Origin of the sequence: Bacillus sp. UNCCL81, from assembly GCF_900112535.1 — a bacterium.
GTDB classification, from domain to species: Bacteria; Bacillota; Bacilli; order Bacillales; family Bacillaceae_G; genus Gottfriedia; species Gottfriedia luciferensis_B.
Genome location: NZ_FOMF01000002.1, coordinates 270,430 through 287,985 on the forward strand (window position 1 = coordinate 270,430; position 17,556 = coordinate 287,985).

General features: G+C 31.6%; 12 protein-coding genes. 10 read left to right on the forward strand and 2 right to left on the reverse strand.

Going from position 1 to position 17,556, the window contains the following annotated elements; translation table 11 throughout:
• The first annotated feature begins 142 nt into the window (after positions 1–142).
• From BM319_RS01490 to BM319_RS01510, 5 genes are all read left to right on the forward strand, one after another.
• The gene (locus BM319_RS01490) at positions 143–1,822 is read left to right on the forward strand and encodes a formate--tetrahydrofolate ligase (protein ID WP_091021108.1); all 1,680 of its coding nucleotides are present in this window, start codon (positions 143–145) and stop codon (positions 1,820–1,822) included.
• A 106-nt stretch (positions 1,823–1,928) separates the two neighbouring features.
• The gene (locus BM319_RS01495) at positions 1,929–4,163 is read left to right on the forward strand and encodes an ABC transporter ATP-binding protein (RefSeq protein WP_091021109.1); all 2,235 of its coding nucleotides are present in this window, start codon (positions 1,929–1,931) and stop codon (positions 4,161–4,163) included.
• Complete coding sequence (locus BM319_RS01500) at positions 4,160–6,034, forward strand: ABC transporter ATP-binding protein (protein ID WP_069031980.1); 1,875 nt, start codon at positions 4,160–4,162, stop codon at positions 6,032–6,034. The genes BM319_RS01495 and BM319_RS01500 overlap by 4 nt, the downstream gene beginning before the upstream one ends.
• A gap of 123 nt (positions 6,035–6,157) precedes the next feature.
• Positions 6,158–6,685, forward strand: coding sequence for a hypothetical protein (locus BM319_RS01505; RefSeq protein ID WP_069031981.1), 528 nt, complete (start codon positions 6,158–6,160; stop codon positions 6,683–6,685).
• On the forward strand, positions 6,686–7,918 hold the full coding sequence (locus BM319_RS01510) for a DEAD/DEAH box helicase (RefSeq protein ID WP_069031982.1): 1,233 nt from the start codon (positions 6,686–6,688) through the stop codon (positions 7,916–7,918).
• Positions 7,919–8,504: 586 nt separating this feature from the next.
• Here the strand turns inward: BM319_RS01510 and BM319_RS01515 are convergent.
• Positions 8,505–9,449 carry an MBL fold metallo-hydrolase gene (locus BM319_RS01515; protein ID WP_069031983.1) on the reverse strand — a complete coding sequence of 315 codons (945 nt, stop codon included), beginning with the start codon at positions 9,447–9,449 and terminating at the stop codon, positions 8,505–8,507.
• A 167-nt stretch (positions 9,450–9,616) separates the two neighbouring features.
• Between BM319_RS01515 and BM319_RS01520 the strand changes: the two genes are divergently transcribed.
• Entirely contained in the window at positions 9,617–10,099 is a 483-nt protein-coding gene (locus BM319_RS01520) for a glutathione peroxidase (protein WP_069031984.1), read from the forward strand.
• Between the two features lie 161 nt (positions 10,100–10,260).
• On the opposite strand, the gene BM319_RS01525 is transcribed toward BM319_RS01520, so the two are convergent.
• On the reverse strand, positions 10,261–12,489 hold the full coding sequence (locus BM319_RS01525; protein ID WP_069031985.1) for an alpha-galactosidase: 2,229 nt from the start codon (positions 12,487–12,489) through the stop codon (positions 10,261–10,263).
• Positions 12,490–12,811: 322 nt separating this feature from the next.
• Here BM319_RS01525 and BM319_RS01530 point away from each other — a divergent pair, with 322 nt between their 5' ends.
• From BM319_RS01530 to galE, 4 genes are read left to right on the forward strand one after another with little or no spacing between them, the layout of a single operon-like run.
• Complete coding sequence (locus tag BM319_RS01530; protein WP_069031986.1) at positions 12,812–14,503, forward strand: DUF6044 family protein; 1,692 nt, start codon at positions 12,812–12,814, stop codon at positions 14,501–14,503.
• A 17-nt stretch (positions 14,504–14,520) separates the two neighbouring features.
• Entirely contained in the window at positions 14,521–15,507 is a 987-nt protein-coding gene (locus BM319_RS01535; RefSeq protein WP_069031987.1) for a glycosyltransferase family 2 protein, read from the forward strand.
• Positions 15,504–15,941 (forward strand): GtrA family protein, encoded by a 438-nt coding sequence (locus tag BM319_RS01540; protein ID WP_069031988.1) that lies wholly within the window; start codon positions 15,504–15,506, stop codon positions 15,939–15,941. Before BM319_RS01535 ends, BM319_RS01540 begins: the two co-directional genes overlap by 4 nt.
• Before the next feature lie 5 nt (positions 15,942–15,946).
• Positions 15,947–16,957 (forward strand): UDP-glucose 4-epimerase GalE, encoded by a 1,011-nt coding sequence (gene galE / locus BM319_RS01545; protein WP_069031989.1) that lies wholly within the window; start codon positions 15,947–15,949, stop codon positions 16,955–16,957.
• The last annotated feature ends 599 nt before the right edge of the window (positions 16,958–17,556 follow it).

Genomic DNA, 17,556 nt, shown 5'->3' on the forward strand with positions numbered 1-17,556 from the left:
TAACTTTAAATTCCATTGATAAGTAGAAAGTATTAGTAATTTTGAATGATATGATTGAAGAATTTTGAATTTTTAAAAATGAATAATTTGTAAAATTGTGCTATAATTTTGATTATAATGAAGTGCAATTGGAGATGATCGAATGAGTCAAGTTAAGTCAGATTTAGAAATCGCTTTTGAATCAGAAATGAAGAAAATAAACGAAATTGCAGATAATTTAAATCTTTTTGATGAAGAAGTTGAAAACTATGGGCATTATAAAGCTAAATTGTCATTATCAATTTTAGACCGATTAAACGAAAATGAAGATGGTAAATTAATCTTAGTTACTTCAATAAATCCAACTCCTGCTGGTGAAGGGAAATCAACGGTCACTGTTGGACTTGCACAAGCTTTCCACAAAATTGGCAAAAATGCAATCGTAGCATTGCGTGAACCTTCTTTAGGGCCAACAATGGGAGTAAAAGGCGGTGCAACTGGAGGAGGCTATTCTCAAGTTTTACCGATGGATGATATTAACTTGCATTTTAACGGTGATATTCATGCCATTACTACAACGAATAATGCTTTAGCAGCATTTATTGATAATCATATTCATCAAGGAAATGAACTTGAAATTGATGTGCGTAGAATTACTTGGAAGAGAGTAGTCGATTTAAATGATCGTGCATTAAGAAATGTCGTTGTAGGTTTAGGTGGACCATCTGGTGGGGTCCCAAGAGAAGATGGGTTTGATATAACGGTTGCTTCTGAAATAATGGCAGTTCTTTGTTTAGCGACATCAATTCAGGACTTAAAAGAAAGACTTAAACGAATTGTTGTTGCTTATACTATACATAAAACTCCAGTAACTGTTGGAGATTTAAAAGTGGAAGGTGCACTAGCATTATTACTTAAAGACGCAATTAAACCAAATCTTGTTCAAACGATTGAACACACTCCTGCAATTATTCATGGTGGCCCATTTGCAAATATTGCTCATGGTTGTAACAGTGTTATTGCAACTAAAATGGCGCTGAAATTAGGGGAATATGTTGTAACGGAAGCTGGTTTTGGTGCAGATTTAGGAGCAGAAAAATTCTTAAATATCAAAACTAGAGCTTTAGGTGTTACTCCTGATGCAGTCGTAATAGTTGCTACAATTAGAGCATTAAAAATGCATGGTGGCGTAAATAAAAATGAATTGACTAATGAAAACGCTTTAGCAGTTAAAGATGGAATTCAAAATCTTGAAAAGCATGTGGAAACAGTTCGCAAATTCAATGTACCTGTTGTTGTAGCAATTAATAAATTTATTTCTGACTCAGAAGAAGAAATAAGTGTATTAAAACAGTGGGGACAAGATAACGGCATTAAGATCGTTTTAACAGAAGTTTGGGAACATGGTGGTAAAGGTGGCGTTGAGCTAGCTGAATCTCTTGTTAGTATGTTAAAAGATGCTAAAGAAAAGTTTAATTATTTATATGAATTATCTGATTCAATTGAAAATAAAATAGAAAAAATTGCAAAAGAAGTTTATGGTGCAGACGGAGTGAATATTTCTCCAAAAGCAAAAAAACAAATTTTGGAATTTAATGAGAATGGTTGGGGCGACCTGCCAATTTGTATGGCAAAATCTCAATATTCTTTATCAGACCAACCAAGTTTAGTTGGAAGACCTTCTGGTTTTAAAGTGGAAATAAGAGAACTAAAAGCATCAATTGGTGCAGGTTTTATTGTTGCACTAACAGGTAACGTAATGACAATGCCAGGTTTACCAAAAAAACCAGCTGCATTAAATATGGACGTAGATGAATTAGGTCGTCCAAAAGGATTGTTTTAATTAACTTAATAATTCATACTGAAAAAAACATACTCGCATTTGATGCGAGTTTTTTCAGTATAAGGTATTGTTTAAAAAAATACATCATAATAGGGGAGATGCTCATTTGATCAAGTTAGCTAAGTATTTAAAAGCATTTAGTACAAGTATAATTTTAGCTATATTATTCTTATTTGGTCAGGCCATGTGTGATTTGAACTTACCTAACTATATGTCTGAAATTGTAAACAATGGTATTCAGCAAAATGGTATATTGCATGTTGCTCCAGATGCAATTAGTCAAAAAGGTATGAAACTAATGACTACCTTTATGACAGATAAGGAAAAAGAAATTATATTTAAAAATTATGATTTAAAATCCGCAAATGATAAAAATTCAAAAGGAAAAAAATACATAAGTATTTACAAAAAGGCAGATCAGAGCATATACGTAAAGAAAAAATTGAATAAGAATGTAGAAAAACAACTGGATCAATCATTTGGTGCTTCTACTTGGACGTTATTTAATATTATCCAAGAAGAAGCTACTGGAAAAGTAAGTCATGCACAAACTAGTAGTAAGCCTAGTTCAAATAAGATAAATCTAGCAAAACTATATGAGTTGCAACCAATGTTTGATAAACTTCCCAAAAATTCGATACTAAATGCCCATAATAAAGCTATTTCATCGGATAAAACCTTACTAACACAAAGTGGTATTATGATGACGAAAGCATTTTATACTGAACTAGGCGTTAATTTACATAAACTAGGAAGTTTATATATCATAAAAATAGGATTCATTATGATTGCGATTGCTTTACTTGGAGGAATAGCAACAGTCTTAGTCAGCTTCTTGTCCTCAAGAATTGCCTCTGGTGTCGCTAGGAATTTACGTAAAGATGTATTCAAAAAAATTGAAAGCTTTTCAAACAATGAATTTGATAAATTTTCCACGGCATCACTGATTACAAGATGTACAAATGATGTAATGCAAATTCAAACTCTTTTAATGATGGGGATCCGAATGCTTTGTTATGCACCAATTATGGGAATTGGTGGAATCATAATGGCTATTAATAAATCTGCTTCGATGAGCTGGATCATTGCATTAGCCGTTATCGTTCTACTTTCTTTAATTATGGTAATCATGACAGTTGCGATTCCAAAGTTTAAATTAATTCAAAAGCTAATAGATAAGTTAAACCTCGTTTCAAGAGAAAATTTAACGGGATTGATGGTCATTAGAGCTTTTGGAAATGCTTCACATGAAAAAACAAGATTCCAAGAGGTAAACAGTGAATTAACGAAAACGAATTTATTTGTTAATCGTATCATGACAATAATGATGCCTTCAATGATGTTGATTATGAATGGCTCATCGCTATTAATCATCTGGGTTGGTGCTCACCAAATTGCTAAATCTAATATGCAGGTTGGCGATATGATCGCATTTATGCAATATGCAATGCAAATCATTACAGCATTTTTAATGATTTCAATCATGTTTATCCTTGTCCCTAGAGCTGCTGTTTCTGCTGCTCGTATTTCAGAAGTATTGTCTACTAATGTATCGATTATCGATCCAGCGCTTCATAAAAACTTTGAAGCAGTTAAAAAAGGATTTATTGAATTTAAAAATGTTTGTTTCCGTTATGAAGGTGCTGAAAATGATGTACTAAACAATATTTCATTTGTTGCAAAGCCAGGACAAACAACTGCTATTATTGGTCCGACAGGTTCGGGAAAATCAACAATTGCAAATTTAATATTACGTTTTTATGATGTTACCAAAGGGGAAGTCTTAGTTGATGGTGTAGATCTAAGGGAAGTAAAGCAAAAGGATTTACGCACTAAAATAGGGTATGTACCTCAAAAAGGACTTTTACTAACAGGGACAATTGCTTCTAATTTAAAATACGGAAATAAAAATATTTCTGATGAAGAAATGGAAAGAGTAGCACAAATCGCTCAGGCTAGTGAATTTATCTCTCAAAAAGAAGGGGATTTTAATGCTGAAATTTCTCAAGGTGGAGATAATGTTTCAGGTGGTCAAAAACAAAGAATTTCGATCGCTCGGGCTTTAGCAAGGAAACCCGAAATACTTATTTTTGACGATAGTTTCTCTGCGCTTGACTTTAAGACGGATTTTACGCTGAGAAAAGCGTTAAATGAAGAGATCGAATCAACTACGATGATCATAATTGCCCAACGTGTAAATACGATTATGAATGCAGAGCATATTGTTGTATTAGATAATGGTAGGATTGTAGGTCAAGGTACTCATAAAGAACTTCTGAAAAATTGCCCTGAATACTTAGAAATTGCTTCATCGCAGTTATCCAAGGAGGAATTAGCATGAGCAATTCTAATAAAAATACTATTCAAAATCGGGGCGGTGGTCGCGGGCCCGGTCAAATGTTTGGAAGAAATATCCCAATGGCGCCAGGTCAAAAGGCGAAAGATTTTAAAGGTTCGATGTCAAAATTGATGAGCTATTTAGGAGCGCACAAAAAGACAATCATTTTTGTCTTTATTCTAGCAATTATTTCAACTGTTTTTACAATACTAGGGCCAAAAATTCTTGGTAAAGCGACTGATGAAATTTTTTCTGGTGTCATGAAACAAATTAGCGGTAGCGGAAAAATTAATTTTGGAAAAATAAGTGTAATTGGTTTATGGTTAATCGGTTTATATTTATTAAGCTCACTTTTTGCATATCTTCAAGGCTACGTAATGAGTGGGGTTACGATGAAGGTAACTTTTAAACTCCGAAGTGATATAAATGATAAGATTCATAAATTACCTTTAAGCTATTTTGATCAAACAAGTCACGGTGAAATTCTTTCTAGAATAACGAATGATGTTGATACAATTAATCAAACATTAAACCAAAGTTTAACACAAATAATTACATCGATTACCTCGATTATTGGTATAACAATCATGATGATTTCGATCAGCTGGCAACTCACTTTAGTTGCGCTATGCATATTACCTCTTTCAATGGTATTTGTCATGATGATTGTTAAAAAATCTCAAAAACATTTTATTAACCAGCAAAGATATTTAGGGAAAGTAAATGGACATGTAGAAGAAATGTTAGGTAATCATGTTTTAGTAAAAGCATTTAGTGGTGAAGATGAATCTACAAGAGCTTTTAGTGAGTATAATGATGAGTTATATAAATCAGCATGGAGAGCGAATTTTCTATCGGGACTGATGATTCCAATCACAACTTTTATTGGAAACATTGGCTATGTTGCGATTTGTATATTAGGTGGATATTTTACTGCAAATGGATCAATGACAGTTGGAGGTATTCAAGCTTTCATTCAGTATGTTCGTTCATTTACACAGCCAATTTCACAAATCGCTAATATTTCAAATATACTTCAACAAACAGCAGCTGCTGCAGAAAGAGTATTTGAATTTTTAGAAGAGAAAGAAGAAGTACCTGAAGTAACAAATGCACGATCAATTAATCATATTGAAATGACAAGTGATGTTTGCTTCAATCATGTAGCTTTTGGTTATACACCTGAAAAAATGATTATTCATGATTTTAATTTAGTCGTTAAGCCCGGCCAAAAAATTGCAATTGTGGGGCCAACTGGAGCTGGTAAATCAACAATTGTAAATTTAATAATGAGGTTTTACGATGTTAATAGTGGGGAAATCACAATCGGTGGACAGAACATAAAGAATTTTAAAAGGGATGAACTTAGATCATTATTTGGAATGGTTTTACAAGATACTTGGTTATTTAATGGTACAATAGCAGATAATATCCGCTTTGGAAGGCTTAATGCAACGGATGAAGAAGTAAGAAATGCCTCTATTTCTGCTCAATCTGATCACTTTATTAGAGCTTTACCTGATGGATACAATATGATACTAAACGAAGAAGTGAATAATATATCCCAAGGTCAAAAGCAACTGATTACGATTGCTCGTGCAATATTGGCAGATCCTCAAATATTAATTTTAGATGAAGCAACAAGTAGTGTTGATACGAGAACTGAAGCACTCATTCAAAAAGCAATGGACAATTTAATGGTAGGAAGAACAAGTTTTGTGATTGCGCATCGTCTATCGACTATTCGAAATGCAGATTTAATTCTTTGTATGAAGGATGGCGATATTATTGAACAAGGTTCGCATGAGGAATTAATGGAAAAAGAAGGTTTCTACGCAAATCTTTATAATAGCCAATTTGAGATAATAAAATAAAAATTGATCCGATAAAATTGAATCAAAATGATTTTATCGGATTATTTTTTGTGTGGTTCGTTTATTATGATAAATAATAGGAAATACGAACTTAGGAATCTAATGATTAAAGGAGTTAAGATAATGTTTGATCCGACCGCTTTTGATAATATGAAGGTTATAATTGAAGGCCTCTTATATGACAAAGATTTAGATGGAGAATATGAAATCACTGATCGAAATGACTTTGTTAATCTTTCCAAAATGGATCGATTATTCTCAATTCGATATAAAAAATTAAACAAGTCGACTAAGACAACAAGTTGCACATTTTCAATGAGTACATCAGCTAGTGATTTATATAATGAATTAATTAATGGTAATACTGAAGTAGGATGTTATATTGAAATTGAATTTTCCTTTCCTAATCCATTAGAAATCGAAATCATTCAAAGAAGTCTACTTTTATTTCAAAATAAGACAAATGAGCAATTCACTCCATTTTATAACATTAAACATTCTATTTTAGATAAAAATATTATTGAATCGTCAGTAAACATAAAATTTCAAAATAAAATGACGGAAGATGACTTCGATCTAATAGAAGAATTGGTACATATTACAGAAATAATGTTACAATGGTACGATGAGCAAATATTAAAGGAGATTTAAATGGAATATTTTCAATTAGCAGAACAAACAATTTTAAAAATAAAAGCAAATAATATTACGAAATGGACAGCAGTTCAAGAGGAAGCAATCCCAGCGATTTTAGATGGGAACGATGTCATAGCGCAATCTCCGACAGGTACTGGTAAGACTCTTGCATATGTTTTACCTTTAATTAACAAAGTAGATGAAATGGAAGAAAATCCTCAAATTATTATTATGGCTCCAACTCGTGAACTTGTAATGCAAATTTTTCAGGTTGTTCAAGACTATACACAAAATACAAATATAAAAGTGGCTTCAATTGTTGGTGGAGCTGATATAAAACGTCAGATTGAAAAATTAAAACAGAAGCCTAAAATTATCGTTGGTTCACCAGGGCGAATTTCACAATTAATTAAACAGAAAAAATTAAAAATGCATTGTGTTAAGACAATTGTTTTTGATGAAGTAGATGAATTATTAAAAACGGATGATCAAAAAGATTTACCGCAAATTGTCAAAGCAACGATGAAAGATCGCCAACTAGTATTTTTATCAGCAACAATTACACCTGGAGCAATGCAATTTGCAAAGGAAACAAGTTCAAATCTAAAAGAAATTTCGATTGAACAAAGCTTGGAAGGAAATATAATTCATGGTTTTATTCCATGTGAAGAAAGAGAGAAGTTAGAATTACTTAGAAGAATTGCTTCTGTTCAAAATATGAAAGCAATCGTATTTAGTAATGATCCATTTAAACTTGAAGGATACGCTTCTAAATTAAATTTTAGAGGAATTAAAACAGCGGTATTGCATTCAAAACTAGGGAAAATGGAAAGAAGTCGAGTTTTAAAAGATCTTCAAATCGGTAAAACTACTTTACTATTTTCAACTGACGTAGCAGCACGAGGAATCGATTTACAAGAGTTACCATATGTTATAACACTTGATGTACCAGAAAAAGTTGAACAATATACTCATCGAAGTGGCCGTGTAGGAAGAATGGGTAATCAAGGTACTGTCATAAACTTGGTAACACCTCGAGAGAAAAAGAATTTATTTAGCTTAAGAGGAACACAAAAAATGTTTTTTGAACATTTAACGGTTTCACACGGTGAAATACAAAAAGTCGAAATGAAAGAAAATCAACTAAACGAAAATCAGCCAAAAGAAAAAAGATCGAAACCAGTTTCAAATCAAAATAAAAAACCTGTTTCAAGTAAAAATAAACCGATGAAAAAAATTAAAAAATAATAAAAACTTCAGCCGAATGGCTGAAGTTTTTTACAGTGTCGAATTTTAGAAAGGTCAATAGGGAAAACCGAAATTAAATGAACATTTATTTAATGATGAGATTATTATTTTTTGGATGATCTATTAATGGTTTTTAATGTTAATATCTTTGAGCAATTTCAAGATTCCAATAAGACAACTAATGATTTTTTTCAGAAGTTAAAAATATAATGAGCTAATTTTTAGAAAAACAAATTCAATTGATTAGTTTAAATAAAGTTTGTTATTAATTGACCTACAAGATGATGAATATACAGGTAGGTTATTCTAAGTAAAGGCTATTTGATTAGGGTTTATTACAGACTTTTTTTAATGGATATGTTTGATTGGAACGGAGGGATGCTCGACTCCTATGGGATATGCGGGAAGGCTAAAGACCCCGCAGGCTTGCCGAGGAGGCTCAGGTCTCGCCCCATGGAAAGCGAGCATCTTGTAGTGGAAATCAACAACACTCAACTCCTTTTACGAAAATTTGATAATTTAATTGACAAGGTTGTTTTTCAACAGCATAAAAACTTCAGCCGAATGGCTGAAGTTTTTTATTTTATTAATCTTGATCCATAGCTAGTACTAATCCCATAGCTGAAACTTCCAAATCTAACTTAATAATCTGGAAAACTGGATGACTTTGCTCTATATTCTTATTTTGAAGATCTTGTTTTACTTCACCATATAATGCTGCTGACAAAATCCTACTTTTCTCATAAAAAGGTTTTTCTTTATTATCTTCAATCGTGGAAGCAGTTAGGTTAATAAAACGATCTAAATATAATTTTAAAGACTCATATACAAAATTGGTATCTCTAGTTAAACCATAATGGCCGAAGCAAATAGCATCCGGGTTATACTCTTGAATTTTTATTGATGAACTTAACGTTGCATCGTATGAAAATTGATTAGGCGATGTCGATGGTAAAATAAACGTACCGATTTCTTTTTGAAGCTGTGGATAATAAATACCTAATGTATCTCCTGTATACATAAATTTACTAGAAGAATCGAAAATTGAAATATGATGATTAGCATGACCTGGAGTATGCAAAAATGTTAATTTACGATTTTTACCAATAACAAGTTCCTCACCATCAGCTACCTGATAAATTTTAGTAGAGTCAATTGGAAGAATTGGGTTAAATAAACGATCAAAATCATCACCATAAACTTGTTTTGCACTCGCAATTAATTTTGTCGGATCTTCTAAATGCCTAGCTCCTTTTGGATGGACAAAAAGAGTTGCATTAGGACATTTTTCCATTAGTAAGCCAGCGCCACCTGAATGATCTAAATGAATATGTGTTACGATAATATTTTTAATTCTGTCTAATGAAATTTGTAGCTCTTTTAATCCCTGTAATAAATATTCGTGGGAAGGACTAGCGCTTGTTTCAATGATAGTAATATCTTCATCTAAAATAATATAGCTACCCGTTCGTTCCTGAAACGATAAATCGAATAAATCAATTAAATATGTATTAAATCCTAAATCATGCATACTCTTACCTCCGTTCTATTGTTAAAAGGTGAAGAAATTAGTTTAATTAAACTATAATTTAAATACTAATAGGTTTGAAGGTTTTTTTCAAAAAATAGTAATTAGAATAGACTTTTTGATGGAAAATAATTACTATTAACATTATAAGGAAGTAGGAGGAATGTGAAATGAGTATTTATGATTTTGAAGTAAAAGATAGCAAGGGCGAAGATGTATCACTTTCAAAATATAAAGATAAAGTGATAATTGTTGTAAATACTGCAAGTGCATGTGGATATACTCCTCAATATAAAGATTTACAAGCATTATATGAAGAATATAAAGAAGAAGGATTAGTAATTCTTGGTTTTCCATGCAATCAATTTATGAATCAGGAACCAGGTTCAAATGAAGAAATTCAAAGTTTTTGTGAATTAAATTTTGGAGTAACATTCCCTGTTTTCGGAAAAATTGATGTAAATGGTGAGAAAGCAGATCCATTATTTAAATATTTAAGCTCGGAAGCTCCTGGTATTATGGGGTTAAAATCAATAAAATGGAATTTTACTAAATTTATTATTAATAAAAATGGTGAAGTCATTGAACGATTTGCTCCTCAAACAAATCCTCAAGAGATGAGATCGACAATTGAGAAATTATTGAAAGCTTAAGAACCTTTTTTAATATTGAATGGTTTTCGACCATATCAAAACGCTTGTGTTTATCGCACATCTGCAAGATTTGCTGCACGAAAAGACAAGCGTTTTGATTGGTTAATATTTCAACTTTTTTAAAACTTCGTCATTGGACATTAAGGACGAGTTTCGTACAATTAATCAGGACAAACAAGATGAAAGATGCAAGATTGGAAATCACCTGCTCGTTTTGCAATTTTTTTATTGGGGCCATTAAATTCGAGTGGTAAGGGAATTCCGTTTTCCATTAATTCGTTTCCATAAAAAGTGAGATTCGTAGTGTTTAGTAAATATTTCTTATTTGGATTTAAACCTGTCAGTTTTAGAGTCTGGTACTTCCTTGGATTTGGACTTGCTAATATTTTGTACCAACCTATAATGGCTTCATTTTTGTTTTTACTTATTACCATCCAAGCTACTTCGTTTTCCTTAAAAGGATCAAGTAACCGATAAAAATCTCCTTTCATAATTAATGATCGGTGATGTTTGTAAAATTGTATTTGCGATTTAATTTCTGATTTTTCTTTTTCAGTAAGTATTAAAGGATTTAATTCATAACCAAATGTTCCAAAGAATGCGACATTGGCTCTAATTGATAATGGGGTATTACGAAATGTTTGATGATTAGGTGATGCTGATACATGTGATCCGATGCTAGAGATTGGATAGGGTAGTGAGGTACCGTATTGAATTTTTAATCGTTCAATTGGATCTGTATTATCGCTAGCCCATGCTTGGGGTGCATAAAACAATAAACCAGGATCAAATCGACCACCGCCGCCAGCACATGATTCAAATAACACATTTGGAAAATCACTTACTAGTCGTTCATATAATTCATACACACCTAAAATATACCGATGATAAAATTCATCTTGCTGATCATTAGCTAACTTCATAGAATAAGCCTCAGTAATATTTCGATTCATATCCCATTTTATATAGTCTAAATTTGTATTTTTTATAACATCTGACATTTTTTTATAAATGTGATCGACAACATCCTTTCTCGAGAAATCTAATACTAATTGATGCCTTCCTAAAGAAACTTGTCGATTAGGTGTATGAATAATCCAATCAGGATGATTTTTAAATAAGTTACTATTTTGACTAACCATTTCGGGCTCAAACCAAAGACCAAACTTTAAACCCAACTCTTTAATTTTATTAGCAAAACTTTCTATCCCTTTAGGGAATTTTTCAGTATTTGAATACCAATCGCCTAGAGAGCTAGTAGCATTATTTCTTTTACCAAACCATCCATCATCTAATACAAATAATTCAATCCCAAGCTTTTTTGCTTCTTTTGCGATTTGAAGTAAGGATTTTTCATTAAAGTTGAAATAAGTTGCTTCCCAATTGTTTATTAATATAGGTCGCTCATTATTTTTCCAATTACCACGAATTAGGTTATTTCGATATAAATCGTGATAAGTTTGACTCATTCCGTTCATACCTTGATCAGAATACACCATCACTACTTCAGGAGATTGAAAATGTTCGTTTTCAGATAATTTCCAAGTGAAACGAAACGGATTTATTCCCAACGTAATTCGAGTCATGTCGTAATGATCAACTTCAGCTTGAGCAATAAAATTTGAGCTATAAACTAAATTAAAACCAAATACTTCACCATGATTTTCTGTAGTCTCTTTTCTTCTAAAGGCAAGAAATGGGTTATGTTGATGTGAACTTGAGCCACGTAAACTCGAAATGCCCTGTGTACCCATTACTAACTGTCGTTCCATTATATGTCTCTCTCTAGACCATGCACCACTTAGTTGAATCATAATAAAATCATGGTCAGGAAAATCAATCGATGTGCTCATAAATCGCTCTAAATAAAATGGTTCAATTCCTTGGTTACAAATATATGCACTTCTAGTAATAACAGATAAATCTTTAAATATTGTATAGGAAATTACAAGCACTGCTTTAAGAGTCGAGTCTTCTAGGACAATCTGAATTGTTTCTGCATCTTCATCATTTTCTGTATAAGTGGCAGGTAAACCTTGTAAAATGGGTTTCCCTTTTGTAATTGTATAATATTGATAGATAAAGTTAGTAATATGGCTACCGTTTAACTGACGAATACTTAATGCCGGTTCTCGATAGTCAGAAGTGCCATATACGGGATATTCCTGTCTGATCGTTTCAAGACTAATCGATCGATCAGCATAGTAATAAGAAGTATATGTTGTTGAAGAATTGTCATTTTGGATATGCGTAAAATTTGAATGAATGTCAATCGCTTTTCCAAAATACAAAGACCCAAGGTGACCATTTTTCATGACATAAAATACATAACTAATTCTTCCGTTTGTTAGATGAAACTTTTTTTGTTCGTCATCCACAAAAATCAGCATGATTGCACCTCTAGTACATGATTTAATTACTTCTAAAAACTTTTTATACTATTAAAGAAATTAGCTTAATCAAATATTTATGCACAATATAAAATTAATATTTTTTACTTATTGAAATTAATAAGGAAATTTTAGTCAAATTTTCATCTGATTTTCAGAAAAGAATTTTAATATTAATTGAGCATCTAATTACGCGTCTATTAAACGAAATCTTTAACATTTAATCAATAGAACTGAGAAAAAGGTTGGAAGGATCGAACTAAGGAGGGGGATTTTAATCAGTAATCCAAAAACTAAATATATACAAAGTGGTGTAATAAATATGAAATTATTTAAAAAATTAAGCCAGGAAAATAAACATTTAATAATTGCAACAATCTTAATGATCATTTATGTTTCTCCACTTTTCATACTAGGAGAAAATGCTCATATAAGAGTACATGATAATTTAGATTCAAATATTGCATGGTATAAAACACTTAAAAACTCAGGGCAATTATTTGGTAAATTAAATTCTACAATCCCGCAGATCATTGATGGATTACCAAGAAATGCTTATGGAACGGAATTTAGTGGTATACAGTGGCTAAATAATCTCTTTCCGCCAATGCTAGCTTATTCAATAGGTCAGACAATTACCAGAATTTTTGCGTTTCTTGGGATGTATCTCCTGTTAAAAAAGCATTTTATAACATCAAAAGAAAATTACCTAATTAGAGTATGGGTCTCACTTGCATTTGCGCTAACACCATTTTGGCCATCTGGAATGCTAAGTACATTAGGGATGCCACTAGCTCTATGGGCGTTTCTAAATATAAGAACTGGAAAATATTCCTGGAAAGACTGGATGACTCTTATATTATTACCCTTTTATTCTAGTTTTGTATTAGGATTCTTTTTCTTTTTAGTATTTATGGGATTGCTTTGGTTAAGAGATGTATTTGTAAAAAAGAAAATCAATCCAGTATTCTTTTTAAGTATTTTATTAATGACTTTAATGTATTTAGCAATTGAATATCGCCTTGTATTCTCACTCGTCATTCCATCTGAACCAACAAGTAGAAATGAATTTTTAAGCTCTACATTGGGCTTTTGGCATACGATACGATTAGTGTTTAAGAATTATTTTTTAGGACATACCCATGTTTTAACACTTCACACGCTAGTCATTGTACCATTATCTTTTATTGTATTCTGGACTTTAAGAAATAAAAAAAGAGATAGTATTGAAAAAAGATTTCTATACTTATTTATTCTTAATTTTTTATTATCCGTTTGGTACGCCTTTTGGTTTTATAAAGGATGGAAGCCAGTAAAAGAACAATTTCAACTGTTAAATACGTTTAATTTTGCTAGATTTCATTTTTTAAGACCTTTAATAATCTATTTAATGTTTGCTGTCGGAGCCTATCTTCTTTGGTTAAAGGGAAAAGGCTGGCAAAAGTTTGTGAAAATTTGTTTAGTCGTTCAAGTATTTGTCATGTTTTGTGCGAATGATGAAATTGTATATCGTGTAGCGGGGAAACCATCATTTAAACAATTTTATGCTGTAAATCAATTTAATGAAATCTCAAAATATATTGGAAAACCTAAAAATAGCTATCGGGTTGCAAGTATAGGCATTCACCCTGCAATTGCTCAATATAACGGTTTTTACACGCTCGATACTTATAATAATTTTTATTCGTTAAAGTATAAGCACCAATTTAGAAAAATAATTGCACCTGAACTTAAAAAAAGCCCCTTACTTGAAAATTACTTCGATCATTGGGGGGGAAGATGCTATCTATTTGTAGCTGAACTAGGTAAAAATTATGAATTTAAAAAAGACTCAAACGTTAAAATCCATCATTTACAACTAAATATTAACGAATTTAAAAAGTTGGGTGGGGAATATATTTTTGCGGCTGTCCCAATTGAAAATGCTAGTAGTAATGGACTTTTATTGAAGAAAGTATTTAATAATAAAAATTCTGCATGGCGTATATATCTTTACGAGGTAAATAACGACTGAAATGGATGTGATGATAAATGAAAACACCTTTATTGACGATAGTTGTCCCTTGTTACAATGAGCAGGAAGTTTTTGAGGAAACAACAAGACAACTTACTTACTTAATTGAAGAATTAATAGATGATTCTCTTATCTCTGATTATAGTAAAATCCTGTTTGTTGATGATGGAAGTAAAGATCGAACATGGGAACTAATAGAAAATGAAAGTAATGAAAATGAATATGTTAGAGGATTAAAGCTTGCAAAAAATGTAGGGCATCAAAACGCACTCATAGCTGGGCTTGAAATTGCAAACAAGCATTCCGATTGTGTAGTTTCAATTGATGCGGATTTACAAGATGATATTAATGTAATACGTAAATTTGTAGAAAAGTATTTAGAGGGATTTGATATTGTTTATGGCGTACGAGACAGTAGAGAAACAGATACTTTCTTTAAGCGTTCAACAGCACTTGGGTTTTATCGATTCATGGGGAAAATAGGGATTAATCTAGTTCCTAATCATGCTGATTTCCGATTAATGAGCAAGAGGGCATTAGATGAATTATTCAAATATAAAGAAACAAATTTATTCTTAAGAGGACTAGTACCTCTTGTAGGTTTTCCTTCAACTAATGTTTATTACGATCGAAAAGAAAGGTTTGCGGGTGAATCAAAATATCCATTAAAAAAGATGCTATCCTTTGCGTTTGACGGGATCACTTCATTTAGTATAGCTCCGATTAGATTTGTCTCGCTGCTGGGGTTTTTATCCATCTTATTTAGTTTAATAGCAGGTGGCTATGCAATCGTTCAACATATATTAGGGAATACGGTTAGTGGATGGCCATCATTAATGGTATCAATTTGGTTTGTTGGTGGAGTTCAATTATTGGGTATTGGAATGATCGGTGAGTATATTGGAAAGATTTATCACGAAGTTAAAAATCGACCAAGATATGCTATTGAAACAGATTTATATACAATGATCGAATCTGAACTCGTAAATAAGGGGCAAAGATGAATAAGACATTTTTCCGTTTTATTGTAGTAGGAATTGCAAATACAATTGTAGGATTATCATTCATTTATTTACTACTTCATTTATTTGGTTTATCTTATTGGATTTCAACATTTATTGGAAATTCTTTAGGAGCATGTATTAGTTACATTTTAAATCGGAATTTTACGTTTAAAAGTGAAGGCTCCGTAAAAAAAAGTATCCCAATGTTTATCATAGTCATTTTAACCTGTTATTTTATAGCATTTAATCTTGGAGCTAAAATAATTGATTACATTTTAAATTTACAGGATTTTATATCTCTAAATTTTAAAAATGACTTAGCTGTTTTAATAAGTTCTGGGTTATATACGGTTTTAAATTATTTTGGTCAAAAATTACTTGTTTTTAAAAATAAAAATATGACTAAAAAACAACTTGAAAACGAAAGAATGTGATCAATATGAATATTTTAGTACTTGGCGGAGCTGGTTATATAGGATCACACGCAGTATACATGCTGATTGAAAATGGCTTAAATGTGATAATTGTTGATAATTTGCAGACGGGAAATATAGGAGCGATACATTCAGACGCCATTTTTTATCATGGGGATATTCGTGATAAAGAATTTTTAAAGTCAGTTTTTCGAAATGAAAAGATAGATGGTGTATTACATTTTGCAGCAAATAGTCTAGTTGGAGAATCAATGGAAAAACCGTTGGAGTATTTTAGCAATAATGTATTTGGCACACATGTTTTATTAGAAGTAATGAATGAGTTTAATGTTAAATATATCGTATTTTCATCTTCTGCTGCTGTATATGGTGAACCTAAAATCGTACCGATCTCAGAAGATTTCAATACAGATCCAACGAACACATATGGTGAAACAAAATTAATGATGGAAAAGATGATGAAATGGAGTAGTTTAGCATATGGTTTAAATTATGTTTCGCTAAGATACTTTAATGTAGCTGGGGCAAAAAGTTCAGCTGAAATTGGAGAAGATCATTCTCCTGAGACGCATTTAATTCCATTAATTTTACAAGTTGCTTTAAATCAAAGAAAAGAGATTACTATTTTTGGGGATGATTATGATACCCCAGACGGGACTTGTATTAGAGACTATATTCATGTTGAAGATTTAGTGAATGCTCATTTACTAGCACTTAATTACCTTTTTAATGGTGGAGAAAGTGATATTTTTAATCTTGGAAATAATAAGGGGTATTCAGTTTTACAAATCGTTGAAGCAGTTCGTCGAATAACTAAGCATCCAATACCATATAAATTCGGTTCTAGAAGAGAAGGAGATCCAAGTGTTTTAATTGCTTCTTCAGAGAAAGCCAAAAAAGTTTTAGGATGGAAAGTAATGAATGAAGACATCGATTTGATTATTAAGGATGCTTGGAAATGGCATAAAACAAACCCTAATGGATTTAAGAACAAATATACTACTCAATATAATTAGATTTTTAATTTAATATAAAATTATAATTGATAGAATTTCAACAAACTGAAACCTTCACCCCAAGTGAAGGTTTCACGCTGTTGAAAAACAACCTTATCAATTAAATTACCAAATTTTCGTAAAATGAGTAGAATGATGTTGATTTCCATTACAGGATGCTCGCTTTCCATGGAGCGAGATTCTTTAGCCTCCTCGGCAAGCCTGGGGGGTCTTTAGCCTTCCCGCTAATCCCATAGGAGTCGAGCACCCCTCCATTACAATCAACTTATTCATCAAAAAAAGTATGCAATAAATCCTAATCAAATAGCCTTTACTTTGAGTAATCTAGCAGTTTTTATTAATCAGTTTGTAGTTCTATTAATATCGAACATTAAACTAAATTAATCAAATGAATTTGTTTTTCTAAGGCTCATAATTTTTAACTTCTGAAAAAAACATGTCTAGTTTTATTGGAATCATAAAATTGCTCGAACATATTAACATTTAAAACCATTAAAAGAACATCCAGAAAAATGATAATTTCATCATTATTAAGTTTATTTAATGTCCGTTTTCCCTATTGACCATTTTATATTTCAACAAACTAAAACCTTCACCCC